The sequence below is a fragment of the Variovorax flavidus genome, assembly GCF_030317145.1.
Lineage (GTDB): Bacteria > Pseudomonadota > Gammaproteobacteria > Burkholderiales > Burkholderiaceae_C > Variovorax > Variovorax flavidus.
Map to the genome: position 1 here is coordinate 711456 of NZ_JASZYE010000003.1, position 12932 is coordinate 724387.

Here is a 12932-nt window from a genome sequence, read left to right on the forward strand (position 1 = left end):
GTAACGAAGCACCGCTTTGGTGAAGCGGCAGGCATCTGCACGCAACCCGGCAGCACAGAGGCCGGACACACCCCTCACGCGGCCGGCGCCCGCTGCCGGCACGCCACCCCCACCTCGCCCGAAAACACGGCCCGCCAACGGCCGCGCCGCGGCATTTCGCATTGAGAGCCATGTCCAGCTTCAAGACCTTCTTGCACTCAGGCCACAGCCCGACGCTGTTCGCGGCCTTCCTGTACTTCGCCTTCTCGTGCTGCATCTGGGTGCTCAACGGCGCCATGGCGCCCTTCATCGGCGAAACGTTCAACCTGTCGCCGGCGCAGAAGGGCCTGATGCTGTCGGTGCCGATCATTGCCGGCGCGCTGATGCGCTTTCCGCTGGGCATCCTGTCGCAATACATCGGCCGCAAGAAGGCGACCCTGGTGGAGATGGGTCTGATCGCCGTCGCAATGCTGTTCGGATTCTTCTTCGTGAAGAGCTTCAACGACCTGATCGCCATGGGCGTGCTGCTGGGCATTGCGGGCGCGAGCTTCGGCGTGGCGCTCTCGCTCGGTTCGGGCTGGTTCCCGCCGCAGCACAAGGGGCTCGCCATGGGTCTGGTGGGCGCGGGCAATGTCGGTACCGCGGTGTCGGTGCTGGTGGCGCCGCCGCTCGCGCAATGGCTGGGCTGGCAGAGCGTGTACGGCGTCGCGGCAATCGCGATCCTGCTGCCGATGGTCGTGATGATCGTCTACGCCAAGGAGCCGCCGGACGTCGACAGCCACGCGAGCTTCCGCGAGCACATCGCCTGTCTGTTCGAGAAGGACGGCTGGGTGTTCAGCCTGATCTACGGCGTGACCTTCGGCGGGTTCATCGGACTCACGACCTTCCTGCCCTCGTACTACTACGACCAGTTCGGCGTGAGCAAGGTGCAGGCGGGCCAACTCACCATGCTGGCGGCCTTCATGGGCGCCGCCGTGCGCGTGATCGGCGGCTGGATTTCCGATCGCTGGGGCGGTGTCAACACGCTGACGCTGGTCCTGCTGGTGGTGGCGATCAGCCTGGTGCTGGTGGGCCTGTCGTCGGCATCCCTGACGCTCACCACGCTGCTCCTGATCACCTGCTTCGCCGCACTCGGCGCGGGCAACGGCGCACTGTTCCAGCTCGTGCCATTGCGCTGGCCCGCCAGCACGGCGGTGGCCGGCTCCATGATCGGCGAGATCGGCGCGCTCGGCGGCGGCCTCGTGCCCAACGCCATGGGCCTTTCGAAGCAATACCTCGGCAGCTACCTCTGGGGCTTTGTCTTCTTCGCCGCACTCTCCCTCGTCATGCTCGGCGTCATGCGCGTGATGCAGATCCGCTGGACCCGCACCTGGGCCGAAAAAGGCGGCCGCGCCCGCACCACGACGCACCAGCCTGCCCCCGCCAAGTTCACCAAAGCCCGCAACGCATGACCCCCCCCACAACCCTCATGCCAGGAATTCCGCGGACCCGGCTCCGCCGGTCCGCCGGCATTGCCACCTGCAAGGGGGTGGAGAGCGACACGCAGTGCGCGAGCGTGGGGGTGTGCTCAAGTCCGGGGCAAGAAGAGCAGCCAGAACACCAGCAGCGCATTGAGCAGCAACGACACGCCGAGCGCAATCTTGTACAGCGCCGCCGGATCGCGGCGAACGAGCGGCGTGGCGCTCGGGGCATTGACGGGACGCGAAGCACCCCGCTCCAGCGCCAGCAGCAATTCCTCGGCGGTCTCGAAGCGCTCCCGCGGATCGCGCGCGACGGCCTTGCGCACCAGATGGTCGAGCCACATCGGCACATCGGGCCGGATGCGCGACAGCGCGGCCGGATCGCGCCGGTAGCGCGCGACCTGGTAGGGCTCGATCTCGCCGTAGGGCAAGCGCCCGGCAAGCCACTGGTAGAGCGTGACGCCCAATGCAAAGAGGTCGCTCGCCCCGTCGGCAACGCCACCCTCCCACTGCTCTGGATTGATGTAGCTCGGCGTCCCGGCGTGCAGTTCCCGCTGGGCCGCGCCTTCGCGTCCGGACAACGCGACGCCCAGGTCCAGGATGCGCCAGCGTCCGTCATCGCCGAGGTGGAGGTTGCCCGGCTTGATGTCTCGATGCACCACGCCGTGGCGATGCAGCCGTCCGAGCGCGCGGGTCACTTCGATCGCCGCGGCCACGACTTCGGCGACCGCGCCGCGTCGGCCGGATTTCTGCATCTGCTCGAGGGTACGGCCGCCATGCCAATCGAACACGGTGTACAGCGCGCTCGCATCCCCGGCGCGTTCGTGAACGCGCACGAAGCCGCTGTCGGCACGGGCGCTCACGCGCAGCCCCAACCAGGCTTCGTGCGCGAGCATCGCGCGCTCCTGCGGATCGCCGGCGCGCGACGGATGCAAGGTCTTGAGCGCAACCAGCGCTCGCGTGCCCGGCTGGCGCGCCTGGTAGAGCAGGTGCACGCCGGTATCGGCCACCAGGGCCGTGATGACGTAGCCGTCGATCTCGTCGCCCACCTTCAGCGGGGGCGGCGGCGTCAGCCGCCGCACGTCGCCCAACTCGTCGTCGAGTTGCCGCGCATCCAGTCCGATGACGCGAATCACCAGCGCAGTCGCGTTGTCGCGGGTCCCCGCGGCCAGTGCGGCATGCACCAGCGCATCGCTGGCTTCGCCCGCGCTGCCCTTCAACGCGATCGAGGCGACCTGCTGCGCCTTGAGCGCCCCATGCACGCCGTCGGAGCTGAGCACGAAGCAGTCACCGACGCGCACGTCCCCCTGCACGTAATCGACGCGCACCTGGTCGTCCAGGCCGACGGCGCGCGTCAGCCGGCTGCGCAAATCGGGATGCTCCAAGGCATGGTCGTGGGTCAGCGGCATGGCGGCCTCGCCATCCGCGCGAACGCGCCAGGCGCGCGTGTCGCCGACGTGCGCGAGCGTGTAGCTCTGTCCGTGCAACACCAGCGCGGTCAGCGTGGTGAGCGCGGTGCCGCTGCCCTGGCGCCGGCGGTTGTGGTCGGCCAGCCAGGCGTTCTGGGCACCGATCAGCCGGTCCAGCGCCACGGTCGGTTCCCAGGTGTCGGGCGTGGCGAAGTAGTCGCCCAGCAGCCCCATCACCGTGGTTTGCGCGGCCTCCAGGCCGCGTCCACCGGTCGACACGCCATCGGCAATGGCCGCGATCAGTCCGCGCGCTTCCTCGCCGCGCGGCGCATGCACCGCGCCGGCGAAGTCCTCGTTGACCTCGCGCGGCCCGCGCTGGCTGCTGTAGCCGATGTCCACTTCAAAGCTCATGGCGCGATTCTCCACGTGCGTCCCGGGCAGCTCGCTTGATCGAAATCCACGAAAGGCCCCACCCCATGAAGAAGATGAAACTCGTGATGGTCGGCAACGGCATGGCCGGCGTGCGCACCATCGAGGAACTCCTCAAGATCGAGCCCGACCTCTACGACATCACCGTGTTCGGCGCCGAGCCGCATCCCAACTACAACCGCATCCTGCTGTCGCCGGTGCTCGCGGGCGAGCAGACGGTCGACGAGATCGTGCTCAACAGCTGGGAGTGGTATGCCGAGAACCACATCACGCTGCACGCCGGCAAGAAGGTGGTGGAGGTCGACCGCGTCAAGCGCATCGTGCGCGCCGAGGACGGCACCGAGGCCGCCTATGACCGGCTGCTGATGTGCACGGGCTCCAATCCCTTCATTCTCCCCGTGCCCGGAAAGGATCTGAAAGGGGTGATCGCCTACCGCGACATCGCCGACACCGACTACATGATCGAGACCGCGCGCACGCACAAGAACGCGGTCGTCATCGGCGGCGGCCTGCTGGGCCTCGAGGCCGCCAACGGCCTGATGCTGCGCGGCATGAATGTCACCGTGGTGCACGTCATGCCCTGGCTGATGGAGCGCCAGCTCGACGACGTGGCCGGCAAGCTGCTGCAGAAGTCGCTCGAGGACCGCGGCCTCAAGTTCCTCATGGGCGCCCAGACGCAGGACCTGGTCGGCGGCGAAGACGGACGGGTGAAGGCGATCCGCTTCAAGGACGGCACGGAGGTCGCGGCCGACCTGGTCGTGATGGCCGTCGGCATCCGCCCCAACACCGGGCTGGCCGAGAAGATGCGCCTGCACGTGAACCGCGGCATCGTCGTCACGGACACCATGCAGACCGTGACCGATGCACGCATCTATTCGGTCGGCGAATGCGCGGCGCACCGCGGCATTGCCTACGGGCTGGTCGCACCGCTCTTCGAACAGGCCAAGGTCGCGGCCAACCACCTCGCGCATTTCGGGATCGGTCGCTACATGGGCTCGCTGACCTCGACCAAGCTCAAGGTCACCGGCATCGACCTGTTCTCGGCGGGCGAGTTCATGGGCGGCGAGGGCACCGAGGAGATCGTGATGAGCGACCCCTTCGGCGGCGTCTACAAGAAGCTGGTGATCAAGGACGACAAGCTGGTCGGCGCCTGCCTGTATGGCGACACGGTGGACGGAAGCTGGTACTTCAAGCTGCTGCGCGACGGGCGCAGCGTGCACGACATCCGCGACAAGCTGATGTTCGGCGAATCCAACATCGGCGACACGGGGCACGAGGGCCACAGCAAGGCCGCATCGATGCCCGACGACGCCGAAGTCTGCGGCTGCAACGGCGTCAACAAGGGCACGATCTGCAAGGCGATCAAGGACAAGGGACTGTTCACGCTCGAAGAGGTCAAGAAGCACACCAAGGCCAGCGCGTCATGCGGCTCGTGCACCGGCCTGGTCGAGCAGATCCTGATGTTCACCGCAGGCGGCGACTACTCGGCCACGCCGAAGAAGAAAGCCGTCTGCGGCTGCACCGACGTGAGCCACCAGGACGTGCGCGATGCCATCCGCAAGGAGCACTACCTGACGCACGACGCGGTGTATCGCAATCTCGGCTGGCGCACGCCCAATGGCTGCGCGACCTGCCGCCCGGCCGTCAACTACTACCTGATCTCGACCTGGCCCAAGGAGGCGAAGGACGATCCGCAGAGCCGCTTCATCAACGAGCGCAGCCACGCCAACATCCAGAAGGACGGAACCTATTCGGTGATCCCGCGCATGTGGGGCGGCCACACCACGCCCGATGAACTGCGCCGCATTGCGGACGCGGCGGACAAGTACAAGATTCCGACGGTCAAGGTCACCGGCGGCCAGCGCATCGACCTGCTGGGCGTGAAGAAGGAAGACCTCGAAGGCGTCTGGAAGGACATCGGCATGCCTTCGGGCTTTGCCTATGCCAAGTCGCTGCGCACGGTGAAGACCTGCGTGGGCAGCGAGTGGTGCCGATTCGGCACGCAGGACTCGACGCAGATGGGCAAGGACCTGGAGCGGGCGCTGTGGGCCATGTACTCGCCGCACAAGGTCAAGCTCGCCGTCTCCGGCTGCCCGCGCAACTGCGCCGAAGCCGGCATCAAGGACGTTGGCGTGATCGGTGTCGACTCGGGCTGGGAGCTCTACGTGGGCGGCAATGGCGGCATCAAGACCGAAGTCGCGCAGTTTCTCGTCAAGGTGAAGACCGCCGAGGAAGTGATGGAGTTCGCCGGCGCTTTCCTCCAGCTCTACCGCGAGGAAGGCTGGTACCTGGAGCGCACGGTGCACTACATCGGACGCGTCGGCCTCGACCACGTGAAGAAGCGGGTCCTCGAAGACGCGGAAGGCCGCAAGGCACTCTGGGAGCGGCTCCAGTTTGCACTGGATGGCGAGCCCGATCCGTGGTTCGAATCGAGCCAGGCCTCGGTCGATGTGCGCCAGTTCAAGCCTGTCGCCGTCGTCGACATCACGAGCGCCGCCGCGCATCCGGCCTGAGGGGAGCCACCATGAGCGAATGGAAAGTCATCTGCCGCGTCGACGACATCCCCGTGTTGGGCGCACGTCGCGTGACGCGTCCCGTGGGCGTGGACGTAGCGGTATTCCGCAATGCCGACGATGAGGTTTTCGCGCTGCTCGACCGTTGTCCGCACAAGGGCGGACCGTTGAGCCAGGGGATCGTCTTCGGCACCAGCGTGGCCTGCCCCTTGCACAACTGGTCGATCGGCCTCGACGACGGCTGCGCAAAATCGCCCGACGAAGGCTGCACGCCGCGCTTTGCGGTGAAGGTGGCGGACGGCGTCGTGCATCTGGATGCGGACGAACTGGAATCGCATGCGACCGATCTCGAGCGCCCGGTCGCCGGCCCCCGGCGCAGCGTCGCGGCCTGAGGAAACACCATGAAGGAAACACGTTCGACTTGCCCCTACTGTGGCGTGGGCTGCGGCGTGATCATCGAGTCCGATGGCGCACAGATCTCCGGCGTGCGCGGCGACCCGGAGCATCCCGCGAATTTCGGGCGCCTGTGCACCAAGGGCTCGACGCTGCACCTGACTGCCAGCGCCGCCGTCACGATGCAGACGCGGCTGCTGCGGCCGATGCAGCGGGCCACGCGCGGCTCCGCGCCCGAAGCGATCGGCTGGGATGGCGCGCTGGACGTGGCCGTCGAGAAGTTCTCGCAGGTCATCCGTGACCACGGCCCGGACGCGGTCGGCTTCTACGTCTCCGGCCAGTTGCTCACCGAGGACTACTACGTATTCAACAAGCTTGCCAAGGGCCTTGTCGGCACCAACAACATCGACACCAACTCGCGCCTGTGCATGAGCAGCGCGGTCGCGGGCTACAAGAAGACGCTGGGCGCCGACGCCCCGCCCGCCTGCTACGACGACCTGAAGCATGCCGAATGCCTCTTCATCGTGGGCAGCAACACGGCCTGGGCGCATCCGATCCTGTTCCGGCGCATCGAGGACGCCAAGGCGGCGAATCCGGCCATGAAGATCATCGTGGCGGACCCGCGGCGCACCGACACGGTGGAGATCGCCGACCTCTTCCTGCCGTTGCAGCCGGGCACCGACGTGATGCTCTTCAACGGCATGTTGCACCTGATGCTCTGGGAAGGCTGGACCGATGCGCGCTACATCGCCGCCCACACCAGCGGCTTCGACGCGCTCAAGGCCACGGTGCGCGACTGCACGCCCGATCGCGTGGCGCAGGTCTGCGGCATCTCGAAGGAAGACCTGCTGGAGGCGACCCGGCTCTTCGCGACTTCGGCGGCAACGCTGAGCCTCTACTGCCAGGGCCTGAACCAGTCCTCGTCCGGCACCGCGAAGAATGCCGCGCTGATCAACCTGCACCTGGCGACCGCGCAGATCGGCAAACCCGGCGCCGGCCCCTTCTCGCTCACCGGGCAGCCCAATGCCATGGGAGGCCGCGAAGTCGGAGGCCTCGCCAACCTGCTCTCGGCGCACCGCGATCTCGCGAATCCGCAGCATCGCGCGGAAGTGGCGGCCTTGTGGGGCTTGCCAGACGTTCCCCAGCACCCCGGCAAGACGGCGGTCGAGATGTTCCAGGCCGCCGCCGACGGCGAGATCCGCGCGCTGTGGATCGCCTGCACCAACCCCGCGCAATCGATGCCCGACCAGGCGACCGTCCGGCGCGCACTCGAACGCTGCGAGTTCGTGGTGGTGCAGGAGGCCTTTTCGACCACAGCCACCTGCGATTTCGCCGACCTCCTGCTGCCGGCCACCACCTGGGGCGAGAAGCAGGGCACCGTCACCAACAGCGAACGGCGCATCTCGCGCGTGCGGCCGGCCGTGCCCGCGCCGGGCGATGCGCGCGACGACTGGTCCATCGGCGTCGCTTTCGCGCGCCGGCTCGAGGAAAGACTGGGCCGCACCGGGACGCTCTTTCCGTATGCCGACGCCGAGTCGGTCTGGAACGAGCACCGCGAATCCACCCGCGGGCGCGACCTCGACATCACCGGCATGAGCTACGCGATGCTCGAAGCCGCGCCGCGCCAGTGGCCGCTGCGCGAAGGCGAAACCACCGGCCGCGTGCGGCTCTACGAAGACGGCATCTTTCCGACACCCGACGGCCGCGCCCGCTTCGTCGACACGCCCTACAAGGCGGTGACGGAGGCACGCGAGGCCCGTTACCCCTTCTCGCTCAATACCGGCCGCCTGCGCGACCAGTGGCACGGCATGAGTCGCACCGGCACGCTGGGCCGCCTGTTCGGCCATGCGGCGGAGCCGACGGTGCAGATGCATCCGCAGGACATGGCGCGCCGCCAGATCGCCGAAGGCGACCTCGTGCACGTGACATCGCGCCGAGGCTCGATCGTGGTGCCCGTCGCGGCCAGCGCCGAGTTGGGCTTGAGCCAGGCCTTCATCGCGATGCACTGGGGCGGCGAGTACCTGAGCGGCTCGTCCAGCACGGGCAAACGGCTTGCCGGCGTCAACGCGCTCACGACGCCGAGCTTCTGCCCCGATTCGAAGCAACCCGAGCTCAAGCACGCTGCAGTGAAGATCCTCAAGGCCGAACTGCCCTGGTCGCTGCTCGCCGCTGCCTGGCTGCCCCAGGACGCGGTGTTGCACACGCTCGCGACGCTGCGCGGCCTGATGCAGGGCTTCCCCTTTGCGAGTTGTGTTCCTTTTGGCACCGGCGGAGCGCTGGAAGGCAGCGGAGGGGAACGCACCGGCATCCTCTTTCGCGCGGCCGCGCACGAGGCGCCGCCGGACGAATTGCTCGCACAGATCGAGGGCCTGCTCGAGCTCGGGGGCGCCCAGACGCTGCGATATGCAGACACCAAGCGCGGACAGCGCCGGGCGGTCCGGCTGGAGCGGGACGGCGCGGACGCTCACCTGGAAGGATTTCTGCTCGGGGGCGACACCCGGGCCGAAGCCTGGATCAAGGCACTCCTGCAAGAGCGGCTGCCTGCCCAGGCCTACGGCCGTCAGCTCTTGCGGCCCGGTGCTGCGGCGCCCGGCGGCGTGGCCACGCGCGGCAAGGTCGTCTGCAGTTGCTTCGGCGTGACGCAGACGGCGATCAACGAGCAGCTTTGCGCCACCTCCGGCCCCGATGACCAGCGTCTCACGAAGCTCCAGGGTGCACTGAAGTGCGGCACCAATTGCGGCTCCTGCCTCCCCGAACTCAAGCGGATGGTGCGCGCCAGCGCCCCACCGGCATTGGCGGAGGCGCCGTGATGATTGCAAACCCTGCTGCGCTTCCGGGCATAAGCGGGCCCGATTTGCGGCATAAGGCATGCGGGACAATCCGGACACCCATGGGAATCAGCCAGTACATCAAGGAAATCGGCCGCGGCGCGCGCGGCGCGAAGCCGCTCAACCGCGCGCAGGCGCTCGACCTGTTCGGTCAGGTGCTGGACGGCACCGTCACCGATCTGGAGATCGGCGCCTTCTGCCTGGCGATGCGCATCAAGGGCGAGACGCCCGAGGAGATGGCCGGCTTCCTCGATGCGACGCACGAGCGGCTGGCCCGCTTTCCCGCGACCGATCGCCCACTGATCGTTGTGCCCAGCTACAACGGGGCGCGTCGGCTGCCGGTGCTCACACCGTTGCTGGCACTTCTGCTCGCCCGCGAAGGCTTGCCGGTGCTGGTGCATGGCGCCGCCACGGAATCGACACGGGTGCTGGCTTCCAACGTGCTCGGCACGCTGGGCGTGCCTGCGCTTGGCGCCGTCCGGCCCATCCGGAACGGCGAAGTCGTCTTCGCGCCCACGGAGCTGCTGAGCCCCGGCCTCAAGCGCCTGCTGGACGTGCGCCGCGTGGTCGGCCTGCGCAACCCGGGGCACAGTGTCGTGAAGCTGATGCAGCCCGGCGCTGGCACCTGCGTGGTGATCGGCAGCTACACGCATCCGGCCTATGCGGAGTCGATGGCGGCGACCTTCGAGTTGATGGGCACGACCGCCCTGCTCTCGCGCGGGCTCGAAGGCGAAAGCGCAGCGGACCCGCGCCGCGTCGCGCAAGTCGACGGCTTCGTGAACGGCCGGCGCGTGGAGCTGCAGGTCCAGCAGCCGGGCACCCAGGCCGAAGTTCCGGGCCTGCCCAAGGAGATCGACATCGAGACGACCGCCGACTACACGCGGCGCGTGCTCGCTGGCGAGACGCAGGTGCCCGACGCCATCGCCCAGCAGGTGGCGCAGATCCTGCAATTGGCGCAACTGGCACAAGCAGCGCAAGAACGGCAACAGGTGGAAACCGAATGAGCAACCTTTCACATCACGGCAGTTGCACCCTCGTCGGCGCCGGCCCCGGCGACCCGGAACTGCTCACCATCAAGGCCGTCAAGGCCATCCAGGCCGCGACGGTGCTGCTGGTCGACGACCTCGTCAGCGAAGAGATCCTGGCCTATGCCCGCCCCGGCGCGCGCATCGTGCACGTGGGCAAGCGCGGCGGCTGCCGCAGCACGCCGCAGGCCTTCATCGAGCGCCTGATGATCACGGCAGTGCTCGAGGGCGAGAGCGTTGTGCGCCTGAAGGGCGGCGACCCTTTCATCTTCGGCCGCGGCGGCGAAGAGGTCGAACACCTGCGCGAAGCGGGCATCGAGGTGCGCGTCGTCAACGGCATCACCGCCGGGCTGGCGGCCGTCACGGCGCTGGGCGTGCCGCTCACGCACCGCGACCACGCGCAGGGCGTCGTGTTCGTCACCGGCCACGCCAAGACGGGCCATTCGGCCGAGGAACATCCGACCGACTGGCAGCAACTCGCTGCCACCGCACGCGACGCGCGACTCACGCTCGTGATCTATATGGGCGTCTCCGGCGTCGCGCACATCCAGGACCAGTTGCTTCACGGATTGCCGGGCGAAACGCCGGTGGCCGTGATCCAGCACGCGACCCTGCCGCAACAGCGCCACATCGCAACCACGCTTTCCCAACTGCGTGCCGACATCGCGGACGCAGGGCTGGCGAGCCCCTCGGTGATCGTCGTGGGCGACGTGCTGCGCGGCCTGGCTGCGGCCGGCCTGCCGGCAACACGTTTCGGCACCTGATGCGGCTGATGGACATCGCACGTTGAGCAGCTTCGACGTCGTCGTCATCGGCGCGGGTGCCGCAGGCCTGTACTGCGCAGCCCTCGCAGGCCAGCGCGGGCTCAAGGTGCTGCTGCTCGACCACAACGAGCGCATCGCGGAGAAGATCCGCATCTCCGGCGGCGGGCGCGCCAACTTCACCAACCGCGACCTGGACGTGCGCGCGCCGCAGCGGCACTTCATCGGCGACAACCCGAACTTCTGCCGCTCGGCCCTGTCGCGCTACACGCCGCAGCAGTTCATCGAGTTGGTCCAGCGCCACGGCATCGCCTTCCACGAAAAGCACAAGGGCCAGTTGTTCTGTGACGGGCCCTCGCAGCAGATCATCGACATGCTGCTGGCCGAATGCGCGGCAGGGAATGTCGCGCACTGGCAGCCCTGCAGCGTGGGCGGCATCGCGTTCTCGGCGGAAGGCGGCTACGAGGTCGAGACCAGCCGCGGCAGCGTCAAGGCGCCGCGCCTCGTCGTGGCGACCGGCGGGCTCTCCATCCCGCAGATCGGCGCCAGCGACTTCGGCTACCGGATCGCCGCGCAGTTCGGGCTGCGCGTGGTCACGCCGCGCCCGGCGCTCGTGCCGTTGACTTTCGGCGGCGAAGCCTGGGAACCGTACGCCGGGCTGGCCGGGCTGGCCCTGCCGGTGCAGATCGAAACCGGCAGCAAGAAGGAGCGGATGAGCTTTCTCGAGGACCTGCTTTTCACGCACCGAGGCCTCTCGGGCCCCGCCGTGCTGCAAATCTCGAGCTATTGGCGGCCGGGCGCGCCGCTCACGATCGACTTTGCACCCGGGACCGATATCGCTGCCTCGCTCGGAGAGGCCAAGCAGCGGTCGCGCAAGCGGATCGGCAACGAACTCGCCGCGCTGGTGCCTTCGCGGCTCGCGGACGCCTGGGTCGGGCAGGACGCCGCCCTGCAGCGGCCGATCAACGAAGCCGCCGACCGCGCCCTGGCCGCGCTGGCGGAGCGCATCACACGCTGGCAGATCACGCCCAGCGGTACCGAAGGTTACAAAAAGGCCGAGGTCACGGCGGGCGGCGTCGACACGCGCTACCTGTCGTCGCAAACCATGGAATCGAAGCAGCCCGGCCTGTATTTCATCGGCGAGGTGGTGGACGTTACCGGGTGGCTGGGCGGCTACAACTTCCAGTGGGCGTGGGCCAGCGCCCACGCTTGCGCCCAGGCACTGGCACTCGACGCCCAAGCTGACGCTATAATGTCTGGCTAACTTTGGCCTCCCCTCAACGGCCTACCCTATTTTCAGTTGAGGAACCCCGGCCCGGGGCCCGATCTTCCCCAGGCCAAATTCAACCAACCGATTCTTAAATGACCACCATCCGCGTAAAAGAAAACGAGCCGTTCGACGTCGCGCTGCGCCGCTTCAAGCGCACCATCGAAAAGCTCGGCCTGCTGACCGACCTGCGTGCCCGCGAGTTCTACGAAAAGCCGACCGCCGAGCGCAAGCGCAAGAAGGCAGCAGCCGTCAAGCGCCACTACAAGCGCGTGCGCAGCATGCAGCTCCCCAAGAAGCTGTACTAAGCACCTGCCGCGTTGGCTTCTGGCCAACGCCCGGTTCAGCAGCTTCCGAGCCGCGCCAGGAATACCTGCCGCGGCTTTTGTTTTTTGACCGCCAGAACGAAAGCCAGCCATGAGTCTCAAGGACCAGATCACCGAAGACATGAAGACCGCGATGCGCGCCAAGGACTCGGAGCGCCTGGGCACCATCCGCCTGCTGCTCGCAGCGCTCAAGCAGAAGGAAGTCGACGAGCGCATCGAGCTCGACGACGTCGCGGTGGTGGCCGTTGTCGACAAGATGGTCAAGCAGCGCAAGGACTCGGTCGCCGCATTCACCCAGGGCGGCCGTACCGACCTGGCTGACAAGGAAGCCGCCGAGATCAAGGTGCTGGAGGCCTATCTGCCACAGCGCATGAGCGCCGACGAGGTGGCTGTCGAGGTCAAGGCCATCGTCGCCGAACTCGGCGCCAAGGGCCCGGGCGACATGGGCAAGGTGATGGGCGCCGTCAAGACGCGTCTGGCCGGCAAGGCCGACATGGGCCAGGTCAGCGCCGCGGTGAAGGCCGCGCTCTCGGGCGCCTGAC

Annotated in this window: 10 protein-coding genes; 9 read left to right on the forward strand and 1 reads right to left on the reverse strand. The window is 67.8% G+C overall.

Translation table 11 applies throughout. The features are described 5' to 3' along the window. Window positions 1–170: 170 nt before the first annotated feature. On the forward strand, window positions 171–1430 hold the full coding sequence (locus tag QTH90_RS18600) for an MFS transporter (protein ID WP_286666040.1): 1260 nt from the start codon (window positions 171–173) through the stop codon (window positions 1428–1430). 116 nt (window positions 1431–1546) lie between these two features. Here QTH90_RS18600 and QTH90_RS18605 read toward each other — a convergent pair whose 3' ends face one another. Continuing rightward, complete coding sequence (locus QTH90_RS18605; RefSeq protein WP_286666041.1) at window positions 1547–3259, reverse strand: bifunctional protein-serine/threonine kinase/phosphatase; 1713 nt, start codon at window positions 3257–3259, stop codon at window positions 1547–1549. Window positions 3260–3324: 65 nt separating this feature from the next. Here QTH90_RS18605 and nirB point away from each other — a divergent pair, with 65 nt between their 5' ends. The 8 genes from nirB (at window position 3325) to QTH90_RS18645 (ending at window position 12931) form a co-directional block, all read left to right on the forward strand. Next, entirely contained in the window at window positions 3325–5790 is a 2466-nt protein-coding gene (gene nirB / locus QTH90_RS18610; RefSeq protein ID WP_286666042.1) for a nitrite reductase large subunit NirB, read from the forward strand. 11 nt (window positions 5791–5801) lie between these two features. Then, complete coding sequence (gene nirD, locus QTH90_RS18615; RefSeq protein WP_286666043.1) at window positions 5802–6182, forward strand: nitrite reductase small subunit NirD; 381 nt, start codon at window positions 5802–5804, stop codon at window positions 6180–6182. A 9-nt stretch (window positions 6183–6191) separates the two neighbouring features. After that, window positions 6192–8993 (forward strand): nitrate reductase, encoded by a 2802-nt coding sequence (locus QTH90_RS18620; protein ID WP_286666044.1) that lies wholly within the window; start codon window positions 6192–6194, stop codon window positions 8991–8993. 80 nt (window positions 8994–9073) lie between these two features. Beyond that, window positions 9074–10015, forward strand: coding sequence for a DNA-binding protein YbiB (gene ybiB, locus QTH90_RS18625; RefSeq protein WP_286666045.1), 942 nt, complete (start codon window positions 9074–9076; stop codon window positions 10013–10015). Then, entirely contained in the window at window positions 10012–10800 is a 789-nt protein-coding gene (gene cobA, locus QTH90_RS18630; protein ID WP_286666046.1) for a uroporphyrinogen-III C-methyltransferase, read from the forward strand. Before ybiB ends, cobA begins: the two co-directional genes overlap by 4 nt. A gap of 22 nt (window positions 10801–10822) precedes the next feature. Next, entirely contained in the window at window positions 10823–12061 is a 1239-nt protein-coding gene (locus tag QTH90_RS18635; protein WP_286666047.1) for a BaiN/RdsA family NAD(P)/FAD-dependent oxidoreductase, read from the forward strand. A 98-nt stretch (window positions 12062–12159) separates the two neighbouring features. Continuing rightward, window positions 12160–12372 carry a 30S ribosomal protein S21 gene (gene rpsU, locus QTH90_RS18640; protein ID WP_007833691.1) on the forward strand — a complete coding sequence of 71 codons (213 nt, stop codon included), beginning with the start codon at window positions 12160–12162 and terminating at the stop codon, window positions 12370–12372. 109 nt (window positions 12373–12481) lie between these two features. Then, window positions 12482–12931, forward strand: coding sequence for a GatB/YqeY domain-containing protein (locus QTH90_RS18645; protein WP_286666048.1), 450 nt, complete (start codon window positions 12482–12484; stop codon window positions 12929–12931). Window position 12932 lies beyond the last annotated feature (1 nt).